The sequence below is a fragment of the Candidatus Kuenenbacteria bacterium HGW-Kuenenbacteria-1 genome (genome assembly GCA_002839745.1).
In the GTDB taxonomy this organism is placed as follows: Bacteria; Patescibacteriota; Patescibacteriia; order UBA2591; family PGYQ01; genus PGYQ01.
The window spans coordinates 1-26,317 of sequence record PGYQ01000009.1; the positions used below are offsets into that span (position 1 = coordinate 1).

20 protein-coding genes, 2 tRNA genes and 2 rRNA genes are annotated in these 26,317 nt (G+C 29.0%); 5 read left to right on the forward strand and 19 right to left on the reverse strand.

What is annotated here, in order from left to right; translation table 11 throughout:
* Positions 1-183 precede the first annotated feature (183 nt).
* From CVV26_02220 to CVV26_02275, 12 genes are all read right to left on the reverse strand, one after another.
* Positions 184-753 carry a hypothetical protein gene (locus CVV26_02220; protein PKL72269.1) on the reverse strand — a complete coding sequence of 190 codons (570 nt, stop codon included), beginning with the start codon at positions 751-753 and terminating at the stop codon, positions 184-186.
* Between the two features lie 96 nt (positions 754-849).
* Positions 850-1,458: a hypothetical protein gene (locus CVV26_02225; protein ID PKL72270.1), complete on the reverse strand. Its 609-nt coding sequence runs from the start codon at positions 1,456-1,458 to the stop codon at positions 850-852.
* Between the two features lie 272 nt (positions 1,459-1,730).
* Positions 1,731-3,806: an elongation factor G gene (fusA, locus tag CVV26_02230; protein ID PKL72271.1), complete on the reverse strand. Its 2,076-nt coding sequence runs from the start codon at positions 3,804-3,806 to the stop codon at positions 1,731-1,733.
* A gap of 96 nt (positions 3,807-3,902) precedes the next feature.
* Positions 3,903-5,051 carry a molecular chaperone DnaJ gene (gene dnaJ, locus CVV26_02235; GenBank protein ID PKL72272.1) on the reverse strand — a complete coding sequence of 383 codons (1,149 nt, stop codon included), beginning with the start codon at positions 5,049-5,051 and terminating at the stop codon, positions 3,903-3,905.
* A 21-nt stretch (positions 5,052-5,072) separates the two neighbouring features.
* Positions 5,073-6,980 (reverse strand): molecular chaperone DnaK, encoded by a 1,908-nt coding sequence (locus CVV26_02240; GenBank protein PKL72273.1) that lies wholly within the window; start codon positions 6,978-6,980, stop codon positions 5,073-5,075.
* 362 nt (positions 6,981-7,342) lie between these two features.
* Entirely contained in the window at positions 7,343-7,684 is a 342-nt protein-coding gene (locus tag CVV26_02245; GenBank protein ID PKL72274.1) for a hypothetical protein, read from the reverse strand.
* Between the two features lie 69 nt (positions 7,685-7,753).
* Entirely contained in the window at positions 7,754-8,245 is a 492-nt protein-coding gene (gene grpE / locus CVV26_02250) for a nucleotide exchange factor GrpE (protein PKL72275.1), read from the reverse strand.
* 60 nt (positions 8,246-8,305) lie between these two features.
* Entirely contained in the window at positions 8,306-9,757 is a 1,452-nt protein-coding gene (locus tag CVV26_02255; protein PKL72276.1) for a hypothetical protein, read from the reverse strand.
* Positions 9,758-9,881: 124 nt separating this feature from the next.
* Positions 9,882-10,097 (reverse strand): hypothetical protein, encoded by a 216-nt coding sequence (locus CVV26_02260; GenBank protein ID PKL72277.1) that lies wholly within the window; start codon positions 10,095-10,097, stop codon positions 9,882-9,884.
* Positions 10,098-10,347: 250 nt separating this feature from the next.
* On the reverse strand, positions 10,348-10,698 hold the full coding sequence (locus CVV26_02265) for a 50S ribosomal protein L20 (GenBank protein PKL72278.1): 351 nt from the start codon (positions 10,696-10,698) through the stop codon (positions 10,348-10,350).
* 431 nt (positions 10,699-11,129) lie between these two features.
* Positions 11,130-11,242 (reverse strand): 5S ribosomal RNA (rrf, locus tag CVV26_02270).
* Between the two features lie 98 nt (positions 11,243-11,340).
* A 23S ribosomal RNA gene (locus CVV26_02275) occupies positions 11,341-14,683 on the reverse strand.
* A 381-nt stretch (positions 14,684-15,064) separates the two neighbouring features.
* Between CVV26_02275 and CVV26_02280 the strand changes: the two genes are divergently transcribed.
* Entirely contained in the window at positions 15,065-15,589 is a 525-nt protein-coding gene (locus CVV26_02280; GenBank protein PKL72279.1) for an undecaprenyl-diphosphatase, read from the forward strand.
* Positions 15,590-15,604: 15 nt separating this feature from the next.
* On the opposite strand, the gene murC is transcribed toward CVV26_02280, so the two are convergent.
* Complete coding sequence (murC, locus tag CVV26_02285; protein PKL72280.1) at positions 15,605-17,041, reverse strand: UDP-N-acetylmuramate--L-alanine ligase; 1,437 nt, start codon at positions 17,039-17,041, stop codon at positions 15,605-15,607.
* Positions 16,992-18,188: a hypothetical protein gene (locus CVV26_02290; GenBank protein PKL72281.1), complete on the reverse strand. Its 1,197-nt coding sequence runs from the start codon at positions 18,186-18,188 to the stop codon at positions 16,992-16,994. Before CVV26_02290 ends, murC begins: the two co-directional genes overlap by 50 nt.
* 5 nt (positions 18,189-18,193) lie before the next feature.
* On the opposite strand from CVV26_02290, the gene CVV26_02295 reads away from it, so the two are divergent.
* The 4 genes from CVV26_02295 (at position 18,194) to CVV26_02310 (ending at position 22,046) form a co-directional block, all read left to right on the forward strand.
* The gene (locus CVV26_02295; GenBank protein ID PKL72282.1) at positions 18,194-18,583 is read left to right on the forward strand and encodes a hypothetical protein; all 390 of its coding nucleotides are present in this window, start codon (positions 18,194-18,196) and stop codon (positions 18,581-18,583) included.
* Between the two features lie 221 nt (positions 18,584-18,804).
* On the forward strand, positions 18,805-19,788 hold the full coding sequence (gene hypE / locus CVV26_02300; protein PKL72283.1) for a hydrogenase expression/formation protein HypE: 984 nt from the start codon (positions 18,805-18,807) through the stop codon (positions 19,786-19,788).
* 7 nt (positions 19,789-19,795) lie between these two features.
* Entirely contained in the window at positions 19,796-20,818 is a 1,023-nt protein-coding gene (locus CVV26_02305; protein PKL72284.1) for a hypothetical protein, read from the forward strand.
* Positions 20,819-21,755: 937 nt separating this feature from the next.
* Positions 21,756-22,046, forward strand: coding sequence for a hypothetical protein (locus CVV26_02310; protein ID PKL72285.1), 291 nt, complete (start codon positions 21,756-21,758; stop codon positions 22,044-22,046).
* 679 nt (positions 22,047-22,725) lie between these two features.
* Here CVV26_02310 and CVV26_02315 read toward each other — a convergent pair.
* From CVV26_02315 to CVV26_02335, 5 genes are all read right to left on the reverse strand, one after another.
* Positions 22,726-22,802, reverse strand: a tRNA-Pro gene (locus CVV26_02315).
* Between the two features lie 77 nt (positions 22,803-22,879).
* Positions 22,880-22,951: transfer RNA gene (locus CVV26_02320), tRNA-Phe, on the reverse strand.
* 68 nt (positions 22,952-23,019) lie between these two features.
* Positions 23,020-24,513, reverse strand: coding sequence for a hypothetical protein (locus CVV26_02325; GenBank protein ID PKL72286.1), 1,494 nt, complete (start codon positions 24,511-24,513; stop codon positions 23,020-23,022).
* The gene (locus CVV26_02330; protein PKL72287.1) at positions 24,473-25,426 is read right to left on the reverse strand and encodes a UDP-N-acetylenolpyruvoylglucosamine reductase; all 954 of its coding nucleotides are present in this window, start codon (positions 25,424-25,426) and stop codon (positions 24,473-24,475) included. Before CVV26_02330 ends, CVV26_02325 begins: the two co-directional genes overlap by 41 nt.
* A 148-nt stretch (positions 25,427-25,574) precedes the next feature.
* Positions 25,575-26,317, reverse strand: a 743-nt coding sequence (locus tag CVV26_02335; GenBank protein PKL72288.1) for a hypothetical protein, incomplete at its 5' end; no start/stop codon positions are given.

Below are 26,317 nucleotides of genomic sequence, written 5' to 3' on the forward strand. Positions count from 1 at the left end.
AACCATTCTTTTGGCAAAGTGATTGTTCCTTGTTTTTGAATTGTTATAGTTTTTGTGGTCATAATATTTTTATATTATACACATTTTATTCAAATTGTCCAATTTTATATAGGCGCGCATTGTGTCCGCCTTTACATTTATTTTTTTTGAACAAATGTTATTCGTGTTTACAAGATTTTTTTGTTAAACAAATGACATATTATTTTTTATCCCTTTTTGTAATTCAAAAATTATTTTTTCTAATTGATTTATTCGCAATTCACACTTTTCTAATCGTTCAATATCCACTTTTTTAACAAACAACATTCTTAATTCTTTTATTTCTTCTTTTAATTCTACTGTTTCTTTCTCAATTTTATCTAATCTATTATCCATTTTATCTAATTTATCATCAATATTATCTAACCTTTTATTGGTTTCTCTTTGGGAAATTTCAAGCATTGTTATTTTTTCTTTTATTACGCCCACTTCTTTAAATGTGGCGTCGCCCTTTTCTTTTACATCACCTAAAACTTCTCCAAATGCTTTAAAATCATGTCTAATATTCTGCTGAGAAATTTCAAGCATTGTTATTTTTTCTTTTATTACGCCCACTTCTTCAAATGTGGCATCGCCCTTTTCTTTTACATCACCTAAAACTTCTCCAAATGCTTTAAAATCATGTTTAATATCCTCGAGTATAACAGCAAGATAATGTTTTTCTTTTTCTAATATTTTATTTAATGATAATTTAATTTTATTATTTTTTTCCATAAAAGTTAAGAAATTATAAATAAATTCGACAAGGCTCCACACAAGCTTTAAATTATAAATTTTAAATTATAAATTGTTGAACATTAAAAAAAATTTTTAAAAATTTAATGCTCCTTGAAATTTTTTCTCAAGTAAAACTACTTTCTTTTCTAAAACAACAACTTTATCACTATCAGTTTTCTGTTTAAGTTTAATAACCCCAACATTTATTTTAATAGAATCAAGCGTTTCATCTATTTTATCAAACCTTTGATCATGCTCTTCTAATTTTTCAGTATTAGCCACTACTGCTTCAGCAAGCGCTTGTATTTTAGATTCAAAACTCTCATTTAAAGCGCCTAAATAATGTTGATATTCTTTACGTTGTTCTTTTACTTCCGCTCTAAATTCACTGCCTTGTTCTTGCACTTCAGCTCTAAATTTTTTGCCTTGTTCTTGCACTTCAGCTCTAAATTCCTTACCTTGTTTTTGCACTTCAGCTCTAAATTTTTTGCCTTGTTCTTGCACTTCAGCTCTAAATTCACTACCTTGTTTTTGCACTTCAGCTCTAAATTTTTTGCCTTGTTCTTGCACTTCAGCTCTAAATTCACTGCCTTGTTTTTTTAATTCATCGCTTTGTTTTTTTATTACAATATCTAAATGACATTGAAATTCTTCACGTTGTTCTGTTAATATTGTTTTTAATTTTTTTTCATTAATTTCCATATTTTTATATTAAGGAAAAAATATAAAAAAATTTAAAGTAATTTAATTTAAAGAGATTCAACTTAAATTTCATAAAAACGGTTCCAAATTTATTTTTCTAAAATTTCATAAACTATTTCAAATAATTCATTATAATTTTTCCTGTTTTCTTAATTTCCCAAACCAAAAGACTTTCATTAACAAAATCTTTTTTGAATTTAAAATAGCGCATTTTATTCAAATTGTCAAATTTTAAATTAAACAAATTTTATTTATAGAATTGAATAAAAAAATTATTTTGCTTCTGCTCTTTTCCCAACAATTTCTTCTGTCACATTTTGAGGAACTGGAGCATAATGAGAAAATTCCATTGTATAACTCGCACGACCTTGGGTAATAGAACGTAAATTTGTTACATAACCAAACATATTTGACAAAGGAACTTCTGCATCAATAATTTTCATATTTCTTCGATCATTCATTTGTAAAATTTGACCTCGTTTAGAGCTTAAATCACCAATAACTTCTCCTATAAAATCTTCTGGAGCAATTACTTCTAATTTCATAATTGGTTCCAAAAGAATTAATCCAGCTTGTTTAGCAGCAATTTGCAAACCACGATTAGCCGCTATTTTAAAGGCTATTTCTGAAGAATCAACTTCATGAAAAGAACCATCATAAACCGTTACTTGTAAATCAACTAATGGATAACCAGCTAAAATTCCATTTTCTGTACATTCTTTTGCCCCTTTTTTAATTGCTGGAATATATTCTTTAGGAATAACTCCCCCTTTAACTCCATCAATAAATTCAAATCCTTTACCTCTTTCCAAAGGTTCAATTTTTAACCAACAATGTCCATATTGACCGCGTCCGCCAGATTGATGAATATATTTTCCTTCTCCAATCGCCTCTCTTAAAATAGTTTCTTTGTATGCTACTTGAGGAGCCCCTACATTAGCTTCAACATTAAATTCCCTTTTCATTCGATCAACAATAATTTCTAAATGCAATTCTCCCATTCCAGAAATAATTGTTTGTTTTGTTTCTTCATCAGTTTTAATTCTAAAAGTTGGATCTTCTGCAGATAATTTTGCCAAAGCCATTCCCATTTTTTCTTGATCTGGTTTTGTTTTTGGTTCAATAGCAATAGAAATAACTGGTTCTGGAAAAACAATTGATTCTAAAATAATAGGATGATCCATATCACATAGGGTATTTCCAGTTGTTGTTTCCTTTAATCCTACAACCGCGGCAATATCTCCTGCGGAAACCTCTGAAATTTCTTCCCGATGATTAGCGTGCATTCGAACAATTCTCCCAATTCTTTCTCTTTCGCCTTTGCTTGCATTAAAAACATAAGAACCAGCCTTAATTGTTCCAGAATAAACCCTAACAAAACAAAGTGTTCCAATAAATGGATCTGTCGCAATTTTAAAAGCTAAAGCAGACAAAGGCTCTTTTTCGTCAACTTTTCTCATTTCCTTTTCTCCTGTTTTCAAATTTTTACCTTCAATAGAAGGTAACTCTACTGGTGAAGGTAAATAATCAATAACCGCATCTAATAAAAGTTGCACACCTTTGTTTTTTAAAGCCGAGCCACAAAGAATAGGAATTATTTTATTTGCAATTACCGCTTTTCTTAAAACTTTTTTTAAATCTTTAATTGAAATTTCTTTTCCTTCTAAAAATTGATTCATTAAGTTATCATCATTTTCAACAATCGCTTCAATTAATTTATTACGAAATTCTTTTACTTTTTCTTTCATTTCTTCTGGAATTTCTTGCTCTTCAGTTTCTTTGCCCATTGTATCTGTAAAAATAATGGCTTTTTGTTTCAACAAATCTACTACTCCTTTAAAATTTTCTTCCGCGCCAATAGGCAATTGAATTGGAAAAGCATTAGGATTTAATCTTTCATGAATTGATTCTAAATCTGAATAAAAATCAGCGCCCATTCGATCCATTTTATTAATAAAAGCAAGACGAGGCACATGATATTTATCAGCTTGATGCCAAACCGTTTCAGACTGAGGCTCTACTCCAGCTACTCCATCAAAAACAACAACCCCGCCATCAAGCACTCGAAGACTTCTTTCCACTTCTACGGTAAAATCTACATGCCCTGGGGTATCAATAATATTAATTTTGCAATCCTTCCAAAAACAAGTTGTTGCCGCAGAAGTAATTGTAATGCCTCGCTCTTTTTCTTGTTCCATCCAGTCCATTTCAGCTGCACCTTCATGAACTTCACCAATTTTGTGCTTTTTACCTGTGTAATATAAAATTCGTTCGGATACTGTTGTTTTACCGGCATCAATATGAGCAATAATGCCAATATTTCTTGTTTTTTCTAAAGGATATTCCATAAAAAAATAAAATAAAAATAAAATAAATTTTGAATTTTGAATTATAAATTTTAAATCATAGAAGATTATTTAAAATAATTTATAATTTATAATTTTTTAAATTCCCTGTTTTTTAAATTCTTCTAATAACTTTTTTTGTTCTTTACTTAATTTTTGAGGAACATTAATTACTACTTCCACTAATTGATCACCTTTACCTCGCGAATGAAGATAAGGAACGCCTTTATCTTTTAGTCTAAAAATTTTTCCGCTAATAGTGCCACTAGGAATTTTTAATCTAACTTTTCCCTCCAACGTTTCTACTTCGATTTTATCTCCAAAAACAGCTTGAGAAAAATTAATTATTGTTTTATTTAAAATGTCATTACCTTTTCTTTTAAATCTAGAATGCGGTTGAACATTGACGGTAACGAATAAATTTCCGGCTCTACCTCCTTTTATTCCTGCATTGCCCTGATTAGAAAGTTTTAATGTTTGTCCGTGATCAATTCCTGCTGGAATTTCTATTTCAATTTTTTCCGCTTTTCTAACCCGACCTTGACCATTGCATTCATTACATTTTTCTAATGCCTTTTTACCTTCTCCCTGACAATCAGGACAAACACCAACAGTTCTAAATTGACCAAAAATAGTTGATTGAACTTGTTGAACTTGACCCGCTCCATTACAAGTGGGACAAATAACAATTCTTGTTCCTGGTTTGGTTGCATTTCCGTGACAATGAGGGCAAATAATAAGCTTGTTTATTTCTATTTGTTTTTTTATACCAAAAACCGCTTCTTCAAATTTTAAAGACATTTCTAATTCAATATCATCTCCCTGAGTTTTTCGAGCTGTTTGTTTTTTAGCATTACCAAAAAAATCTCCAAAAATATCTCCCAAATCTTCAAAATTAAATTCTACTCCATTGCTTCCACCACGAAAAGCTTCTCTAAAATCAGAAGAACCACTAAATCCATGAAATCCACTATTACCTTGTGACTGAGCTTGTTCAAAAGTGCTACCATATTGATCATATTGATTTCTTTTTTGAGGATTAGAAAGTATTTGATAGGCTTCATTAATTTCTTTAAATTTTTTTTCATCTCCGCCCGGTTTATCAGGATGGCATTGATGAGCTTTTTTCCGAAAGGCTTTTTTTATTTCTTCTGAAGAAGCACTTTTAGAAACCTCGAGAGTTTTATAATAATCCATAATAAAATGTAACTTATTTGACGGGGTTGAACCCCGTACATTTTGAAACATAATTTATAATTCAAAATTTTCTTAACTTTTTTCTTCATCCTTTACTTCTTCATACTCTGCTTTTTCTTCTTTTTTCTCATCAGCTGGTTGATCATTATTTTCAGTTGATTGTTGTTGCTCAGCAGTTGGTTCTTGTTTATACATTGCTTGACCAATTTTTTGAGCTGATTGATTTAATTCTTCTAACGCTTTTTTTATTGTTTCTAAATCATCTTTGTCTTTCACTTCTTTCAAAACTACTATTTTTTCTTCCACTTCTTTTTTATCAGCTTCTGGAACTTTATCTCCTGCCTCTTTAATAACTTTTTCTGTGGAATAAATTAAAGTCTCAGCTGTATTTTTTATTTCAACCAATTCTCGTTTTTTCTTGTCTTCGTCAGCATGCAATTCAGCGTCTTTTTTCATTTTTTCAATTTCTTCTTTAGAAAGTCCGCTGGAAGCGGTAATGGTAATTTTTTGTTCTTTTCCTGTCGCTTTATCCTTGGCTTTAACGCTCAAAATTCCATTTACATCAATATCAAAAGTTACCTCTACTTGAGGAATCCCACGAGGCGCTGGTGGTAAACCATCAAGAATAAATCTACCCAAAGATTTATTATCCATGGCCATTTCACGTTCTCCTTGTAAAATATGAATTTCCACGCTGGGTTGATTATCAACAGCCGTTGAAAAAACCTGTGATTTTGCAGTTGGAATAGTGGTATTTTTTTCAATCAATTTTGTGGAAATATTACCCAATGTTTCAATTCCCAAAGAAAGAGGAATAACATCTAAAAGTAAAACGTCTTTTACTTCGCCCTGTAAAATTCCCGCTTGAATAGCCGCGCCAATTGCAACTACTTCATCTGGATTAACTCCCAAATGTGGCTTTTTGCCAAAAAACTTTTCTACTATTTGAACAACCAAAGGCATTCTGGTTTGTCCGCCCACCATCACAATTTCTTCAATATTTTCAGGTTTTAATCCAGCATCCTTTAAAGCTTTTTTGCAAGGCTCTAAAGTTTTTTCAACTAAATCTCCAACAATTTCTTCTAATTTTGCTCGAGTTAATTTTAAAACCAAATGCTTTGGTCCATTTATATCAGTTGTAATAAATGGTTGATTAATTTCTGTTTCTATTGCAGTAGAAAGTTCAATCTTGGCTTTTTCAGCCGCTTCTTTTAAACGTTGTAAAGCCATTTGATCTTTCAATAAATCAATGCCCTGATCTTTTTTAAATTCTTCAATAATCCAATGAATAATTTTTTGATCAAAATCATCACCGCCTAAATGTGTATCGCCATTTGTTGCTTTTACTTCAACAACATCTTCTCCAATATCCAAAATAGAAACATCAAAAGTTCCTCCGCCTAAATCATAAACAGCAATTTGTTGTCCTTTTTTCTTGTCAAAACCATAAGCCAAAGCAGCCGCTGTTGGTTCATTAATTATTCTTTTTACTTCAAGTCCGGCGATTTTCCCAGCATCTTTTGTTGCTTGTCTTTGGCTGTCATTAAAATAAGCTGGCACAGTAATGATGGCTTCGGTAATTTTTTCTCCTGTTTTTTCTTCGGCATCAGCTTTTAATTTTTGTAAAATCATCGCTGAAATTTCTTGGGGAGTATGTTCTTTTCCTCCCATAAGCACTTTTACTCCTTCTCCAGCTTTAACAATATTAAATGGAAAAACTTTTAAATCTTTTTGTACTTCTTCATCATTAAATCCTCGACCAATCAAACGTTTAATAGAAAAAAGCGTATTTTCTGAATTGGTCACTGCTTGACGTTTAGCCAATAATCCCACTAAACGTTCATTGCTTTTAGAAATAGCCACCATTGAAGGGGTTGTTCGCGCTCCTTCTTTGTTTTCTAAAACCTTAGGCTCCCCGCCTTCCATAATTGCCATGCATGAATTTGTTGTACCAAGATCAATACCAAGTATTTTTGACATAAAATTAAATCTAGTAACTCGTAACAAGTAACTAGTAATAAAATAAATAAAAAATTAAAATAAAATAAAAATAAATTTTAAACCGTTTTGCAACTTTTAAAATGCTATATGTTCTTTATTATTTCTTTAACAATTTCTTCAGGATTTCTGATTTTATCATCCTCAACTAATTGATATATTCTTTTTTTAGATATAAATAAATTATTTCTTTTTAGTTTAGGGTCTCTTCCTAATGTAACCAAATTAAATGTATAAAATTTATTTTTTTCTAAATGAAATTTTCCAAATATATTATTTTCAATGTAGCTCTTTTTCTTTTATGCGAATAATACCCGGTTCATCTTTTACTTAAGAATTAGTTTTTATATCAAACTCAAAAACTCTTTTAAAATCCTTATAATATCAAAAAACACATTTCCTCTTCCTTTTTTATCGTTAAATCCTTGTCTATATCCAGCGATTGAAAATGGCTGACATGGAAAACCGCCAGTTAACACATCAAAGTTGGGTATTTTATCCGTTGAAATTTTTGAAATATCTCCAAATACCATTTGTTTATTAAATTCAAATAATTCTGAAAAATTAAAATCAAAAGTTATTTTACAATTATTGTCAAAATCATTAGAAAAAACACATTGAAAACCCGTATTTTCAAATGCTATTTTTATACCGCCAATGCCCGCGAATAAATCAATAAATTTCATAGCTATGAAATCTAATAATTAAATAAATTTATTTTGAATTTTATTTTTCATATTACTCGTTACTTTATTTCATTCCCCAATAATCACCTTTGCCACTCTAATTATTTTACCATACATTTTATATCCAGTTTGCATTTCTTTTTTAATTATCTGACTTTCTATTTTTTGCGTTTCCTCTTTACCAACACTTTCATGAATTTCCGGATCAAACTTTTCTTTGATTGTTTTTATTTTTTCCAATCCCAAATCTTTTAAAACATCTTCAAATTGCCTTTGAATATGACAAATTCCTTCTATCCATTTTTTGGTTTGTTCATTATCAATTTTAGGCTGTTGATTATTAGCTGATTGTAAATTATCTAAAACAGGCAATAATTGCAAGATTAAATTTAAATTAGAAAATTTTGCCCAGTTTTCTTTTTCGTTTTCATTTTGTCTTTTAAAATTAATAAAATCGGCCTTGGCCCTTTGCCATCCAGCCAAATATTCCTCAGCTTGTTTTTTATATTTTTCTAATTCTTCCTCTAATTCTTGTTCTGTTTTTTCTTGTTTTTGTTCCATAAAATTTTTTAAAAATTAAATTCAAGTTTTTAAAATTTTAGCATAATTTAAAACCAACTGTCAAATTTTTAAATAGGCTTTTATTTTAGATCGAGCTTGATGAGTTTTTGCAAATTTAAGCCAATCTAAACTAGGTTTTTTTCTGCTTTTACTAGTAATGATTTTAACAACATCGCCATTTTTTAAAAGTGTATTTAAAGAACTAATATGTTCATTGATTAAAACACTGGTACAACTATTGCCAATATCTGTATGTACATGATAAGCAAAATCTATTGCCGTGGCTTGTTCAGGTAAATCAATCACATCTCCTTTGGGTGTAAAAACAAAAATTCGATCTTTAAAAAAATTTATTTTTAATTTATTTAAAAATTCTTCTGGTTGTTCAACTTTAGTTTCTTTTTGCCATTCCAATAAATATTTAAGCCAAAGCATTCGTTTTTTATCTATTTGAGCTCCTTGTTTTGGTTTCCCTTTTTCCGCATAAATCCAATTAGCAGTAATCCCATACTCTGCTTCTTTATGCATTTTTTGAGTTCTAATTTGAATTTCAATAATTTTATTTTCTGGTCCAAAAACCACAGTATGTAAAGATTGGTATCCATTATGTTTGGGCACAGCAATATAATCTTTAATTCTATTAGGTAATGGTTTCCAATCTTTATGAATTAATCCTAAAATAGAATAACAGTCACTTATTTTTTCAGGGACAATAATTCTAATAGCAATAAGATCATAAATCTTATCTGGATTATTATTAATTTTTTGATGATTTAATTTTAAATAAAAACTATACAAATACTTTATTCTACCACATATTTTTAAATCTTTAAAATCAGCAAAAATTAATTTTTTTTCAATTTCTTTTATAAATTTTTCAATATAAGGACCGCGAACTTTAATTTTTTGATCAAATATTTTTTTCGTTTCTTTATATTCTTCAGGAAAAACATAAGGAAAAGCCAAATCTTCAAATCGTCCTTTTAAATCTTTCATTCCTAGACGATTGGCAATTGGAGCATAAATTTCTAAAGATTCTAAAGCAATACGTTTTTGTTTTTCTTTTGGTAACGCAGAAAGTGTTTTAAGATTATGAATACGATCGGCAAATTTAATAAAAATAACTCTTATATCTTTAGCCATAGCAATAAACATTTTCCTTAAATTTTCCACATAACGCTCCATGCCTCGATATTTAATTTTCCCTAATTTAGTAATTCCTTCAACAAGACCAGCTACTTCTTTACCAAATTCTTTTTCAATTTCTTTTAAAGAAATTTTTGTTTCTTCTGGAACATCATGAAGAAGTCCAGCAATAATTGTTACTTCATCAAGTTTAAACTTAGCTAAAAGATTAGCTGTTTCTAAAGAATGCTGAATATAATCCTCGCCAGAAACTCGTTTTTGTCCTTGATGCGCTTTTTCAGCAAATTCATAAACTAATTGCATTAAATCAAAATCTACCCTTAAATCATTTTTTTTAATTGTATTAAAAAGATCATTAATTGTCATAAAAACTAACTTTTAGCTTTTAGAAATTAAATATAAAAACACTACCCCTTCTTATTAACTCACCAAGCACCTTCAGTTGAAGGTGCTTGATTATATTTCATTTATATTTCAATTGCTTGATTATTTATCTGTTAGCTTCGGGAGTTGGTACTGGAACTGGAGCTTCAGTAGGAGCAATAACTGGAACTTCAGGTGCTGGAACTGGAGCATCAGGATTTTCAGTAGGAGTTGGAACTGGAGCTGGAGCATCAGGATTTTCAGTAGGAGTTGGAACTGGAGCTGGAGCATCAGGATTTTCAGGGAGTTGGAAAAAGAGCTGGAATTTCAGTATTAATATCAATAACTGGATTTTCTGCTACTGTTTTTTTAGATTTAGAAAAATAAACTCCGACAATTAGTAGTATTAATACTACTACAATACCGATTATAATATATGTTTTTTTAGTCATAATTAAAATTTTAATAAATAAAAATAAATTTTATAGATAAAGATTCGACCTTTAAATTTTTATCTAATAAAATGCCCTAAATAAAAATTTTGAACATTTTAAATTAAATTGAAATTAAATTTTATTATTTAATAATCTTTTTTATTTCTTTGTAACTTTTTCAACAATTTTGGTAAAAATTTCAAAATGATTTTGAGATAAATCAGAAAGAATTTTACGATCTAACTCAACTTTATTTTTTTTAAGAAAATCAATGAATTTGCTATAAGACAAGCCAAGTTTTTTTGTGGCAATACCAATGCGAATTTGCCATAATCCACGAAAAGTTCGTTTTTTCACTCTTCTATCTCGATAAGCATAAACTCCTGCCTTATTAATGGCAGTTTTTGCTAATTTTATTAAATTTTTTCGGCCCCATTTATATCCTTTTGTCTGTTTTAAAATATTTTTTCTGTGTTTTGTATGGCCTACACCTCGTTTAACTCTTGGCATAAAAAAAGTTCAAAGTTTAAAGTGAAAAGTTAAAAGTTAAAAATGAAATAGTAAAAATAATAACGAATAATAAAATTAAAAGATAAATTCAATTTAGGAAAGTTAAACTTCAAAAAAATACACTTTCCAATACAATAAAAAATAATTTGTTAGATAACGATAGGTTGTATGACTTTTATTTAGACTTTTTTTTACTTTTTTTATTTTCAAGCATAATTCGCTTAACTTCAAGTCTTTTTGCGGTTTTGTGAGAATGTGATTTTTGCTTTCTCCCAATAGCATGATTTCTTTTCGCCATATTTTTATAAAAATTAAAAACTTTAAAAGAAAAACCCCTTTTATCTCCCTTGTCAGGGGGACTTAAAGAAAAAGAAACTTTTTAAAAGCCTCTCCGATGGACATCAGAGAAGTTAGGGATTTATAAAAATAATTCTTGGCAATGTCCTACTTTCCCATAATAAATCATAGTATCATCGGCGCTGAGAGGCTTAACTATTGAGTTCGGGATGGGATCAAGTGTTGCCCTCTCGCTAAAATCACCAAGAAAAAAATAACAAGTAACTGATAATTTATTATTCCGCTTCGCGGAATTATACTTGTTACTAATTACTATTTTTAAAATCCTAATTAGAACCAAAATATATAAATATTCGATCTATTAGTACTCCTCGGCTCAATCCATTACTGGACTTACACCTAGAGCCTATCAAGGTCATAGTCTCTGACCGATCTAAAAGAAATTTAATCTTGAAAAAGGCTTCACGCTTATATGCTTTCAGCGTTTATCCCTGCCGAACGTAGCTACCCAGCAATGCCCTTGGTGGACAACTGGACCACTAGAGGTTCGTTCTTCCCGGTCTTCTCATACTAGGGAAGAGTTTTCTCAAATTTCGACGTTCACAGCAGATAGGAGACCGAACTGTCTCGCGACGTTCTGAACCCAGCTCGCGTACCGCTTTAATTGGCGAACAGCCAAACCCTTGGGAGCTTCTTCACCCCCAGGATGCGATGAGCCGACATCGAGGTGCCAAACCAGGCCGTCGATATGAACTCTTGGGCCTGATAAGCCTGTTATCCCCAGAGTAGCTTTTATCCGTTGAGCTTCCACCTTCCTATATAGGATGGTCGGATCACTAAGTTCCTCTTTCGAGACTGATTGACTTGTAGGTCTTTCAGTAAAGCTGGCTTATGCCTTTACACAATCAATCCGATTTCTATCCGGATCTAGCCAACCTTTGTAAACGCCTCCGTTACTTTTTGGGAGGCAACCGCCCCAGTTAAACTACCCACCAGATACTGTTTCCGTTAGTTAAATAACAGATTAGAATTAAAACTAAACAAGGGTGGTATCTCACTGTTGACCGCGTCCTGCTGACGCGGTCTAAATTCAAAGTTTAAAATGTAAAGTTCAAAATTAAGGTATTTCGCAAAGCGAAATGATTTTTATTTTTAAAATCATAAATTTTTTTCTTAAAAAATTTATACCAAAACTTTTAATTTTTAATTTTTAATTTTGAATTTAGTGTTCTGCGTCAGCAGAACACGATCTCCCACCTATTCTGAACATATTTAACCTCAATCCAATATCAAGTTGTAGTAAAGCTTCATGGGGTCTTTTCGTCTAGCTGTGACTAGTGAGCATCTTTACTCACATTGCAATTTCACCGAGTCCTTCGTTGAGAGAGTTTCCAAGTTGTTATGCCATTCGTGCGGGTCGTAACTCACACGACAAGGAATTTCGCTACCATAGGACGATTATAGTTATCGCCGGCGTTCATCAGCGCTTCAATTCTCTGCTACTCTCCGACATGACATCGAAGTTGACAAATCCTTTTAACGTTCTGACACTGGCCAGGCATCAGCCCCTATATCTCCTCTTGCGAGTTAGCAGGGACCTAAGTTTTTGATAAACAGTCACTTGGAATCTTTTACTGAGTCCCAAAATTAATTGGGAAGTGCTTATCCCGAAGTTACGCACGTTGTTTTGCCGAGTTCCTAAACGAAGGTTCTCTCGTCCACCTTAGGCTTCTCGCCTTACCCACCTGTGTTGGTTTTGGTACGGATTTATTATCCTTAACCTCTTGAATCTTTTCTTGATACCCTCTCCCCTTAAGTTCACTCTGCTTGAAGGCTTCGTTTCCTCCCCAACTTTGAAAATTGAGGAACGCGCATATCCAAAGCGCGCATAAAGCTTGAAAATATGTCAATTCTTGAGAAAAATAATAAAGTATAGGAATATTAACCTATTCTTCCATCGACTACCCTCAACCTAAATTGAGGCTTGCCTTAGGATCGACTAACCCTAGGATGATTGCCATTGCCTAGGAAACCTTGGGTTTTCGGTGCTCTGAATTCTCTTCAGAGTTTTTGTTACTTATGCCAACATTCTCACTTCTATAAACTCCATCTTTCCTTACGAAAAAACTTCAGTGCTTATAGAAAGCTCCTCTACCAATCTTATGCAAAGCATAAAATTTTCCATCTTCGGTATTAGGTTTAAGCCTCGATAAATTTTCAGCGCAAATCAACTAAATTAGTGAGCTATTACGCTTTCTTTAAAGGATGGCTGCTTCTAAGCCAACCTCCTAATTGTTTAAGTTAATTCACCACTTTTTACACTTAACCTTCCTTTATATTAAAAATATAAAGGATCCTAAATAAATTAGGAAAATTTAGAGACCTTAGATTGGAATCTGGGCTGTTTCCCTTTTGACTAATGGAGCTTAGACCCCATAGTCTGACTCTTGTACAATTCAACTTAGTATTCGGAGTTTGGTTGAAATGAGTAGGGTAAACCCCCTCATCTCATTCAGTGCTCTACCCCTAAGTCTTCTATACAAGGCTAGTCCTAAAACTATTTCGAGGAGAACCAGCTATTTCCAGGTTCGATTAGAATTTCTCCGCTATCCACAATTCATCCCCTAGTGTTGCACGGCTAGTGGGTTCGGACCTCCACGTTTTTTTACAAACGCTTCATCCTGACCATGGATAGATCACCTGGTTTCGGGTCATTCAACGCCTTTCTTCTCATGTAAACATGAGATTCGCCCTATTCAGGCTCGCTTTCACTTTGCCTTCGTCATAAAATGACTTAAACAAAAAAGCATTGAACACTCGTTGGCTCATTCTTCAATAGGCACGCTGTCACCCCGTGTCTCGCTATCACTCGCCACGAGAAATTTCTAATTTCTAATTTCTAATTTCTAAACAAATCACAATTTCTAATTTTTAAACACTTAAACTAAATTAGTTAAGTATTAAAAATTAAAAATTGAATCCGCCAGCTGGCGGAGAAAATTAAAAATTGAAAATTGAAAATTCCGTGTCGAACATTAGTGAGACACGAAGCTCCAACTCTTTGTAAGTATATAGTTTCAGATACTATTTCATCTCCCTTACCGGGATGCTTTTAATCTTTCCCTCACGGTACTTGTTCGCTATCGATCATTAGAAGTATTTAGTCTTAACGCATAGTCGCGCTAACTTCTCACAGAATTTCACGTGTTCCGTGATACTCAAGAAAATTATCATAAAGAATAAAATTTCTTTCGCCTACAGGACTATCACCTTCTTTGGTTGGACTTTCCAGACCACTCAGCTAGAAAAATTATTAACCTTATCTCAACGCCATAACGTTAAACATAATTTTCTTATAACCCTTTCTTAACAACGGTTTATGGCCTTTAACATTAAGAAAGTTTAGACTTTTCCCTTTTCGTTCGCCACTACTTAGGGAATCACATTTGTTTTCTTTTCCTCCGCTTACTAAGATGTTTCAGTTCAGCGGGTTTCCCCCCGCCCAAATTTTTACACTCCATATAAAGTGCAAAAATTTGGGCAGGTAATATTGTTTTGCAATATTGGGTTTCCCCATTCGGAAATCTCCGGATCAAAGCTTGTTTGCCAGCTCCCCGAAGCTTATCGCAGGCTACTACGTCCTTCCTCGGCTTCTAATGTCAAGACATCCACTATATACCTTAATTAAATATATATTTTGACTCTAACTAGAATTTTAAACTATTTTTCCAGCCTATTTTAAAATATTCTACAATTTTATTGTAAAATAATAATAAAAAATCTTTCAATAGAATTAAAAAACTCCATTGAAAAAGCTGGATTTATTGTCAAAGAGCTTTAATAAATAATTTAAAAACCGTCTTAATCAACGGTTTTTTAATTATTAAAAAAACCAAAAACTTATTTTAACCACATTGCTCAAAAAAAATAATTTCAGTTTACTCATTATATATACTCTTAAAAATATGTCAATTTAATTTATAAATTTTTATCCACAAGACTCAAAAACATTTACATTTATTAATTTTTAATTTAAAAATAAATAAGATTTATTAATTTATTTATTTTTATGGATTTTCCTTTATTCCAAATTATTAATAATTGGGCTAACAAAAATATTTGGCTAGATTATTTTATGATATTTTGCGCCGAATATTTAATTTTTGGATTATTTTTAATACTTGTTTTTTTATTTTTCTTTTTAAAAGAAAAAACAAAAAAAATTCAATTAATTATTTTAGCCTTAGGTTCAACTGCATTGGCTTGGTTTTTAAATCAATTAATTTCTTTGATTCATTTTAGACAAAGACCATTTATTAGTCATCATGACATCGTTCAATTGGTTCAACACGCTTCGGATAAATCTTTTCCTTCCGACCATACGACTATTTCTTTTGCCTTGGGATTTAGTATTTTTTTATTAAATAAAAAAATAGGCACCATTGCTCTTGTTTGCGCTTTTTTTGTCGCTTTTGCCAGAATTTTTTGTGGTCTTCATTATCCTTTAGATATTTTTGGTGGAATTATTATGGCCTTTTGCGTTGTTTGGATAATACAAAAAATAATTTTATTTTCTAAAAAGCTAAAAAACTAATTTCTAAAAGTTTTTTTATAATTTAATTTTATAAATATCTCCTGCGCCAATAAGAAGAATCAAATCATTTGATTTTAAATTTTTTAAAATTAATTTTTTAGTTTCTTCTAAATCCTTAGCATATAAGACTAATTTATTTTTAAAATTATGTCTTTTTTTTATTTCTTTAATTAAATCTTTTGAACTAATATCTTTATCTTTTTTGTCTTCCCTGCCTTGTACATCAAAAATTTCAGGCAAAATTAAAAGATCAACTTGATCAAAAGATTCTATAAATTCATTAAATAATTTTCTAGTCCGATCTCTATGATGAGGTTGAAACGCAACCACAATTCTGCGATTTGGATAAAAATCCTTTGCTGCTTGAATTGTGCCTCGAATAGCAATCGGCGTATGAGCATAATCAGAAATAATAATTGCTCCATTTTTTTCTCCCTGTTTTTCAAACCTTCTCCAAATCCCTTTAAAATTTGCAACAACATCTCTAATAATATTTAAAGGCACCTTTAATTCAAAAGCCATAACACTAGCTCCAACTGCATTATAAATATTAAACAAACCGGGAATTTGCAATGTAAATTCTTTTTTAATTTTATTATTTTGAATAGTAAAATTTATTAATCCAAAGGTTTTAATAATATTTTTTATTTGAAAATCCACTCCTTGTTTTTGACCAAAAGTAATTATTTTAAAATTTTTATTTTTTATTTTTTTTAAAAGTAATTGAATATTTTCATCATCGCTATTGGCTATTAAAATTCCATTGTCAGGTAATTTTTCTACATACTTTTGAAAAGTTTCTATAATATGATTTATGTCCAAGTAATAATCTAAATGATCTTCTTGAATATTGGTTAAAATAATAATTTGCGGATGCAAATTCAACATATTTGCCTGCCATTCACATGCTTCAACAACAAAATAATTACTCTTTCCTATTCTTAAATTTTCTTCCCATGTGGATTGATTTACCTTACTGCCAACAATTACTAAAGGATCAAAATTTGCTTTTTCTAAAATTAACCCTAAAATACTAGTTGTAGTGCTTTTACCATTTGTACCTGAAATTGCAATTGTATATTTCTTTTTGCTTAATTCACCTAAAAATTCTGGATAACTTAGTTGAGGAATATTAAAAATTTGAGCTTGAATTCGTTCAGGATTATTTTCTGGCACAGCCGAAGAATAAATAACTAAATCCGTATCTGATGACAAATTTTCTTTTTTGTGATTTTGATAAATTAAAACTCCCCTGCTTTTTAAAGCCTGAATTATTTCTGAAGAATTTACATCTGACCCAGTTACCGTCTTTCCTAATTTAAGCATCATTTTTGCAATAGCGCTCACTCCAATACCGCCGATACCAATAATATGAACTTTTTTAAAATTTGCCATATCTTTATTAAAAATTAAATAAATAAAAAACAATTTGACCAAATGAAAGTCCAGCATCTCCGGATGGAATTTTCGTATTAATATAAACTCCCTTTGATTTTAAATAAGAAGAAATTATTTTATTATTAGCCATGCCACCAGCAAAAAAAATAATTTTTAAATTATAGTTTTTAGGTTTTAGGTTTTTGATTATTTCATATAAACCTTGCGCAATATAAAGTTGAGCAATAGTTGCAAGTCGTTTTTTATCACGATGTAAATTATTAATTAAATATTCAAATAAATAAGTAGTTTGTAAAATAAATTTTGAATCTTGAATGGTTTGGCAAGGCTCTACGCAAGCCCCGAACCCCGAACCCATCCCACAAGGAACACAAGAATTTTTCTCTAATAAATCAATTGGTTCATGTTTGTAATTTCTTTCATTTTTACAAAATTCCAATAAAACCGAAACAGCATCTAAAATTCGTCCAGTACTAGATGTTTCTTGACAATTAAAATTTTGTTTAAATTGATTATATAAAAGTTCAAACTGATTACGAGTATAATATTTTTTAACAAAAGAAAAAATAAATTCTTTTTTGTTTGAAAATTGAAAATTAAAAGCTTGTAATAAGCTTATTGAATCCATTGAAAATTTATCAAGTATTGCTATTAACATTCTTGCTGGTTCTTTAACGGCTAAATCCCCACCAATCATTATTTGATTTTCAAGATGAGCCACTCGTTCAATAACTTTTAACTTTAAACTTTTGACTTTAAACTTAAATATCTCTCCGCCCCAAATTTTTCCATCTAATCCATAACCTGTGCCATCGCAGGAAATACCAATACAATTTTCAATTTTCAATTTACAATTTTCAATTATTATTTTTTCTCCAATTGTTGAAAAAATATGCGCTATATGATGCTGAACTTGAATATGTTTTGCTTTAAATTTTTGACTTAATTCTTTACCCCAAATTGTTGTCTTATATAAAGGATGCAAATCAGTTAAAATAATATCTGGTTTTATTTTATTTTTTTTAAAAAAATCTAAAACAAATTTTTGAAAATTTTGATATTTTTCTTCATCTAAAAGATCACCGAAAGAACAAGAAAAATATATTTTATTGTTTAGATAAATAGAAAAATTACCATCCGATTCTGCGCCTAAGGCCAAAATTACTTTCGTATTTTTTATATTAATAGAAAAACAATTCATTTTTTATGAATAATCTAAAAAAAATTTACATTTTTGGCAATCCTTTACTTTCTTTTGATAATTTACCAATTAAACTCATGCCAAAATTAAAAAAAATATTTCCAAAAATTAATTTTATTATTCAAGATCCAAATGAAAATTTGAAACCAGAGAATAACGAGCTGATTATTATTGACACTATTATTGGCCCAAAAAAAGTTATAATTATAAATGAACTAAAAAAAATAGAGCAAAGCCCAACTTGTTCAATACATGATCTTGATCTTGGTTTTAATCTAAAACTACTTAAAAAAATAGGAAAATTAAAAAAAATTATTATTTTTGGTATACCAATAAAAATAAAAAAAAACGAAGCCCTGAAACAATTAATTAATTTAATAAATATTACTATTTAATATTTTATCTGATAAAAGTATAAACTATTTAGCTAAAAAATTCAACACAAAATAAATTATATTTTAATTAAATAGATTTAAATTTTCTTACAAAGTTCTTATAAAAAATAAAAAAACCAAAAAATCATCCATTTGACAAAATTTGTTTAAAGAATAAAATTAAGCATAAAATAATTAAATTTAAACATCCTTGGACCAATGGATTTGTAATTTGTATTATTATGAAAGAAAATTTAACAATAAAATTAGATCACGGAGCCGGAGGTTTTACGTCTTGGGAATTATTAAAAGAAATTAGAAAAAATTTAAGTTATAAAGGTGAATGGAAAAATTGTGAAGATGATGGAGCTGTTTTTAATTTAGGAAAAGAAAAATTAGTTTTTACAACTGATGCTTTTATTGTTGATCCAATTTTTTTTCAAGGTGGTGATATTGGAAAAATTGCTATTAGTGGAACTATTAATGATTTATCAGTAATGGGTGCAAAACCATTAGGAATTTCTTTAAGTATTGTGATTGAAGAAGGTTTTTTGCAAAAAAATTTAATAAAAATTATTAAATCTATTAATCAAGTAAGTAAAGAATCTGGAGTTCCAGTTGTAACTGGCGATACAAAAGTTATGGAAAAAGGAAAAATTGATAAAATTGAAATTACAACAGCTGGTGTTGGAATTACGAAAAAAATAATTCAAAATAATGGTGCTTTGCCTGGTGATTTTATTATTACTTCTGGTGATTTAGGCGAACATTCTATTGCACTTTTATCAAAAAGATTTAATTATCAAACTAAAATTAAAAGCGATGCTCAGCCTATTAATAAAATTTTAGAAAAAGTTGGAAAATATTTAAATGCTTGTAAAGATCCAACAAGAGGAGGATTATCAGCAAATATTGTTGAAATTGCTGAAAAATCAAAAGTAAAAATAATTCTAAACGAAAAAACTTTGCCTTATAAAAAAGAAACAATTGCTGTTTCAGAACTTTTAGGAATAGATATTTTTTCTTTAGCATCAGAAGGCAGATTTATTGCATCTGTTTCTCAAAAAAATATAAATAAAGTTTTAAAAATTTTAAAAGAATTTAATCCAGAAGCAAAAATAATTGGCAAAGTAGAAAAAGGCAAAAAAGTTTTTTTAAAAACAAAATTTAATTCCTTGCGACCAATTGAAATGCCAAGAGGAAAATTAATTCCAAGAATTTGTTAATTTATTTATGAAAAAAATAACTGATAAAGAATATTATAATAATTTTGTTAAAAATCATCCTAATGCTAGTGTGCTTCAAAGTTGGGAATGGGGAGAATTAAAAGAAAAATTTGGTTGGCAAGTAGAAAGATTTGGATTTTTTAAAGACAATAAATTAACTGGCACTGTTCAATGTTTATTTAAAAAATTACCAATGGGATTTAAAATTTTATATATTGCTCGCGGACCTGTTTTAGATTTTAAAAATAAAAATGATTGGGAATATTTTTTAAAAGAAATAAAAAATATAGCCAAAGAAAAAAAAGTCGATTTAATTAGAATAGAACCAGAAATAATTAAAAAAGAAGTAGATTCGAATTTTTTAAAAAAATATAATTTTCGAAAAACAGAAATTTCATATCAACCTTCACATACAATGGTTGTTGATTTAAAAAAATCCGAAGAAGAAATTTGGAAACAAGAATTAAATCAAAAAGCTCGATATAATACTCGTTTGGCTGAACGTAAAGGCATAAAAATAAAAGAAGAAAAAAATGGAAAAGATATAGAAGAATTTTATCAACTTTGGCAAAAAACAGCTTTAAAACAAGATATTTCTATTCGTTCTAAAGAATATTATAAAAAATTATTTTCAATTTTTTCCAAAGAAGATATTCATCTTTTTTTAGCTCAATATCAAGAAAAAAATATTGCAGGATTAATCCTTACTACTTTTGGCAAAAAAGCAATTTATTTATACGCTGCTTCAGATTATGATTTTCATGCATTAATGCCTACTTATTTAATTGTTTGGAAAGCAATTTTAAAAGCAAAAGAAAAAGATTGTGAAATTTTTGATTTTTGGGGCGTAGCGCCAGAAAAAGAAAAAAATCATTTTTGGGCTGGCATTACTTCATTTAAAGAAAAGTTTTGTCAAGCTAGACGCATTAATTATATTGGCACATGGGACTTACCTATAAGTTGGAAATATTGGATATTTGTTTTATTGGAAAAAATAAAAAAAACAATTTCTTCTATCAAGGCTATTTAGAAATTTCATACCTGATGAATTTAAATTAAATTTCGACCTTTATTTTTTTAAATTATTTTTTATTATTTTTTTAGAAATTTAGTAAAAAACAACGAGACCCTACATAAAATTGTTGTTGGCATAGTAAAAACATATAATTAATTTTTATTAATTTAATTTTAAAAACTATGCAAGACAAAAATAATAAGACAACAAAAATTTTAAACTCTCAACTTTTGCCATTAATAAAAGAGGAATTAAAAAAAATGATAAATAGTTTTGCTAAGATTTTGAGCAAATAAGCCTTTAGATAACCACTATTATCAAAGGAATTATTTATTCTTTGTTCCGTTTTAATTTAAAAAACAATATTCAAAAGTCGGGCTTCCAAATATTATATATTTTCCACAATTAAAATTTGACATTTTTTTAAAAGAGTGTAACATAAAAATGTTATGCAAATTAAATTAGACAACAATTTCTTTTTTGGATTTTGGTTTAACCGATTTTTGAGATCGAGTGTTGTTTGATTTATAATAAAATTATTATCAAAAAAAACCGATCTCATTGACCGGTTTTTTTATTTGCTCTTTAAAAATTAAAAAACCTTTCCGTTTTAAAGCCTATCCAATAGACATCGGGGGAGTTCAGTTTGTAGAGGCGTAAAGAAATTTTAAATTATAAATTTTGGAAGATTGTTTAAATGCGGAGGTTGAACTTCGGAAGAAACCCCCTTAATCCTCCTTACCAAAGGGACTTAAATAAGAAAAAATAATAGGAAAATAGCGGTTTGTTTTGAAAATTTTATTTTCTTTGTAAAGACAGGTTCGAAACCTATCTCTGCAGTGATCGCCCAAAATATGATTGGTATTTAAAAACATTTCAAAATAATCCACTATCTTTCTTTGAGAGATAGAATAAAAAAAATGTCGCAAAAAATGCGACGAGGGAGGAAAAAATGAAAAGTTCTTTAAAAAAAGATAGCCCCTATTTTTTTAAAAATGGGAGCTTAGAAAAAGTTTCTAAAGAAGGGATTATTTCCAGAATCATTCTTCTGGGGATGAAAGAGAAGGATGAAAGAAATTTTATTATTATCACTCTCCTAACAGGAGAGGATATAAAAATAAAAAATTTTTATCCTTGGCTAAAAGGAAGAGGGTGGCCGGAAAAAGGAAAAACGTTGTCGCATTTTTACCTTGAGAGAAGAGTGTTATTCTCTCAAGACAAAAAAAGCATCTATTTAAAATAGATACTTTTAAAAAGGTTGTTTGTTCGCTGGAACGACAACCTTTTTTATTTTGAGCTTTTATTATTTAATTTGAAAGAAATTCAAGCTTTGATTACTTAAAAGAGGGGGTATCTATTTTGATAAAACCCCTCTTCGTTTTTATCCCAATCTCCCCATGGTTGGAATGTTCTAACCAAAAGATTTGGGTAGGTTGGAGCCTCTGCTCCAACCAAAAGATGAGAGCAGAGGCTCTCATCTACCCCATAAATTTATTAATTTTTAATAAAATTATTTATAAATAATAACACATTTTATATTTTTTGTAGAACATCCCAACCATGCCAATCCCCCCATCCCATTATTTAAAAACATCAATTTTATTTTTAAAATATTTTTTAGTCCATAGAACAGTCTATGGACTATTGGCTAAAATTAAATAAAATAAAATAAAATTAGATAAAATTAAATTAAATAAAATAGTTATTTTTTTCTACACCACCGTGTTAACACAGTAAAATTTAAAATTTCAATGTTTACAGTCAAACAACCCTTAAAAAATTAAATTAATTTTTCATCAATCTTTTTTGTTAAAATTTCTTTTATATTATATATTTTTCAAAAATATTTTAAGAAAATTACAAAAAGATAAAAAAGCTAGACACACTTGTTATGAACGGTCCCTCAATTATTAATTTTCAATTGGTCGGGGTGGTGGGATTCGAACCCACGGTCCTCTGGTCCCAAACCAGATGCCCTAATCCACTAGGCCACACCCCGAATTTTAAATTTTAAATAGTAAATACATTTCGTAATTTTCTAAAAACTAAAAAGCTAATTCCTAAAAAACTATTTTATGCCGAGGGACAGAATCGGACTGTCGACACCATGGTTTTCAGCCATGTGCTCTACCACTGAGCTACCTCGGCAAAATTTTTATTATTTCATCTTTAAGTTTATTCTTTATAAGAACTTTTGTCAATTTTTATTTTCATTTTTATTTTCTTATTTTTTCTATCGTCATTTTAATTTCATTTAAAGTAATTGCTTTGCTTAAAACCAATATAATAGAATAAAAAATAAATCCCAAAACAATCAATATCGGCCACCAAATAATTAATTTTAAATAGAAAATAAACACCCCCATTATTACAACAGCAAAAATTGATTTACATATATTTTTAATTAATTCTTTGCGTTTCCAAATGGATTCTGGAAATATTTTATTAACCCAAAACAAAAGTAAACAAAACATTATTATAGAAACTACTGTTGCTACCCCTGCAACCCCAATATAACCATATAAAGGAATAAAAATTAAATTTAAAATAACGCTCATAGTCATTCCAATGCCCAAAATAACCGTATTTTTCGTCTGTTTATTACAAGCAGTTAAAAATGAAATACTAACATAATTTAAAAAAACAAAAAATAATCCTGACATTAAAATTCTAAGAGCAAAAATAGAATTAGCAAATTCTTGTCCATATATTCCTAAAATAATTTTGTCAGCCAAAATAATTGTAATAATTGAAATAGGTAAAACAATAAAAGTCAAATAAATAAAAGCTTTCTCAAAAATATAAATTAATCTTTCTTTTGAAGAAATAAAATAATTACTAAAAGCTGGATACAAAGCAGCGACAAAAGTCGCTGGAATAAATTGCAAGGCAAAAGTTAATTTAAAGGCCACGCTATAAAGCCCTACACTTTTATCATCAGTTAAAATTTTAAGTAAAACCACATCTGAATAACCCAATATTCTAGAAAAAATAATTGCAAAAGCAAAAGGAATAGTAATTTTAAGTAACCAAAAAATCATTTTTTTGTCAAACAAAATAATTTTAGGGGAAATTAAAGCCTTTTTTCTTAAAGTAATTAAAGCAAATAAAAAATTTGATAACCCTCCTAAAATTAAAGCTATTATTAAAACATAAAGAGGTAATTTAAATAATAATGCTACACATCCGACTAAAACTACTATTCCTTGATAAATAATAATCCCAATTGCCTCATATTTTAAATTTTGTAAACCACGCCAAACAGCATAAAATGTTGTATTTAATGAATCTAAAAGCATTGTTCCGCTAGCCAAATAAACCAAAATTTTACTTTCAAATGGATAATTAAATAAATTAATAATTAATATCATTACTAAAAAACAAATAATACCAGCTAATATTTTAAAAATAAAAATATTACTTAAATAAATAATTATTTTTTCTTTGCATTTTGCCACTTCTTTAATTAAAATCTGATTTAATCCCAAATCAATAAAAATAGAAAAAATAGTAGTGAATGAAAGGGCAAAAATATATTTTCCTAAATTAACATCCCCAATCGTTCTAGCAATAAAAATAAAATACAAAAAAGTCAAAATTTTCTGAACCACATAAGCAGACATTAAATATATTGTGTTTTTAGTAATAGTTTTCATGGGTTTTTTTAATTTAAAATCCAATATATTGAATTTCTTCTTGAAGTTGAACATTAAATTTATCTCTAACTTTTTGTTTAATTAAACTAATTAACATTACTACATCCTCGGCTTTGGCTTGTCCTGTATTGATAATAAAATTTGCATGCTTTTCTGAAACAATCGCTTTACCAATTTTCTTGCCTTTGAGTCCGCATTGATCAATTAAATACCCAGCCGAAATAAAATTATTTTTAACTACATTTTTTAATTTCGGATATTTTTCAAATAATTTTTTATTTAAAGTTCCTAACTTTATATTTTTAAAAATACATCCAGCAGAATTTCCTTGAGAAGTATTCGTTATTCTTGTTAATAAAATTTCCCGCATTCTTTTTTTTATTTCTAAAGAATCACCTTTTGGTAATTGTAATTCAACAGAAAGAATGACATTATTATTGTGTTTAAAAATACTATCTCTATAACCAAACTGACATTTTAAATTAGAAATTGTAAATTGCGCGCCATTCTTTAATATGGTAACATTTTTTACAAAATCTCCTATATTTTTTTTATCTTTGGGCCAACCAGCATTCCCATAAACAGCTCCGCCAATTGTTCCTGGAATTCCGATAAACCATTCTAATCCGCCAATCCCTTTTTTGGAAGTTTCTTGAACCAATTTTCCTAATAATGTTCCACTATCACAAATAATTTTAAATTTTGAATTACAATTTTGAATTTTAAATTTTGAACTTTGAATTTTTATTGCTAATCCATCAAATCCTTGATCTTTAACTAGAATATTGCTTCCTCCGCCTAAAACAAAAAAAGGGATTTTTTCTTGTTTTGTTGCTTCTATTATTTTAATTAAATCTTTTGTATTTTTAGCCAAATAAAAATATTTTGCTGTGCCACCAATTTTAAAGGTTGTATAAGAAGCCAAAGAAATATTTTTTTGAATGTCTTTTATATTATCAAATGTCATAGAATGATAATAACAAATTTTTTAAACTTTTCCAAATAAAAATACAAGAGTGGAAACCCCTGTATTTTTATTTGTTTTTTATATAAACGAAACTGCGTTTTCGCCCTTTATTGTTAGGGCGATTACATAGAATCGCCCCTACGGAATTTTATTTTAACGGTTCGCCTTCTTCATATTCTTCTATTGCTTTAGGAGCAACGACAATGATATTTTTTCTTTTTAGATTTTTAAACGCTTTTAAAGATGAAATATATTTTAATTCATCGCCTTGAACAAAATATAATCTGTTGGCTACTTTTAATAATGTTCCACTGGCATAAGGCAATAAATTTTCACCCATTTCATATTCGTCAATTATATTATTGGCAACGTTGATGACATTTTTTATTTTAAAATTATGGGCTCGAAATATTTTGAAAGATGAAATATATCTTAATTTTTCATCTTGAACAAAATATATTTTTCCATTTACTTTCAATAATGTTCCATCTGGATAAGGCAACAATGCTTGGTCGTCAATTTCATATTTTTCCATTTCATTTGAAGCAATATTTTTTACATCTTTTACTTTGAATCCATGATTTTTAAATGTTTGCAAAGAATTAATTGGTCTTAATTTTTCTTCATCAACAAAATACACCTGCTTTCCATTTTTTGATTTTAACAATGTTCCGTTTTTATATGGAATGTCTATTGAGCTAGGTTGAGTTATTTCAGGTTTTATTGTTTGAGAATCAGAATTTTTTTTACAATTTGATTGGCATTCTTCTTTTACTAGTACAACACTAAAACAATTATCTGAATAATCGTCCATATAAAGAGTTCCATCTGTATTATAAACAGCTATATGAAGTTTAAAATCATTAGCAGGTATAATATTAGTTGGTACGG

Bases quoted from the DNA above. Each gene is read 5' to 3' on its own strand.
- CVV26_02220 (PKL72269.1), bottom strand. From the start codon at position 753: ATGGAAAAAAATAATAAAATTAAATTATCATTAAATAAAATATTAGAA.
- CVV26_02225 (PKL72270.1), bottom strand. From the start codon at position 1,458: ATGGAAATTAATGAAAAAAAATTAAAAACAATATTAACAGAACAACGT.
- fusA (PKL72271.1), bottom strand. From the start codon at position 3,806: ATGGAATATCCTTTAGAAAAAACAAGAAATATTGGCATTATTGCTCAT.
- dnaJ (PKL72272.1), bottom strand. From the start codon at position 5,051: ATGTTTCAAAATGTACGGGGTTCAACCCCGTCAAATAAGTTACATTTT.
- CVV26_02240 (PKL72273.1), bottom strand. From the start codon at position 6,980: ATGTCAAAAATACTTGGTATTGATCTTGGTACAACAAATTCATGCATG.
- CVV26_02245 (PKL72274.1), bottom strand. From the start codon at position 7,684: ATGAAATTTATTGATTTATTCGCGGGCATTGGCGGTATAAAAATAGCA.
- grpE (PKL72275.1), bottom strand. From the start codon at position 8,245: ATGGAACAAAAACAAGAAAAAACAGAACAAGAATTAGAGGAAGAATTA.
- CVV26_02255 (PKL72276.1), bottom strand. From the start codon at position 9,757: ATGACAATTAATGATCTTTTTAATACAATTAAAAAAAATGATTTAAGG.
- CVV26_02265 (PKL72278.1), bottom strand. From the start codon at position 10,698: ATGCCAAGAGTTAAACGAGGTGTAGGCCATACAAAACACAGAAAAAAT.
- CVV26_02280 (PKL72279.1), top strand. From the start codon at position 15,065: ATGGATTTTCCTTTATTCCAAATTATTAATAATTGGGCTAACAAAAAT.
- murC (PKL72280.1), bottom strand. From the start codon at position 17,041: ATGCTGGACTTTCATTTGGTCAAATTGTTTTTTATTTATTTAATTTTT.
- CVV26_02290 (PKL72281.1), bottom strand. From the start codon at position 18,188: ATGAATTGTTTTTCTATTAATATAAAAAATACGAAAGTAATTTTGGCC.
- CVV26_02295 (PKL72282.1), top strand. From the start codon at position 18,194: ATGAATAATCTAAAAAAAATTTACATTTTTGGCAATCCTTTACTTTCT.
- hypE (PKL72283.1), top strand. From the start codon at position 18,805: ATGAAAGAAAATTTAACAATAAAATTAGATCACGGAGCCGGAGGTTTT.
- CVV26_02305 (PKL72284.1), top strand. From the start codon at position 19,796: ATGAAAAAAATAACTGATAAAGAATATTATAATAATTTTGTTAAAAAT.
- CVV26_02310 (PKL72285.1), top strand. From the start codon at position 21,756: ATGAAAAGTTCTTTAAAAAAAGATAGCCCCTATTTTTTTAAAAATGGG.
- CVV26_02325 (PKL72286.1), bottom strand. From the start codon at position 24,513: ATGTTCAACTTCAAGAAGAAATTCAATATATTGGATTTTAAATTAAAA.
- CVV26_02330 (PKL72287.1), bottom strand. From the start codon at position 25,426: ATGACATTTGATAATATAAAAGACATTCAAAAAAATATTTCTTTGGCT.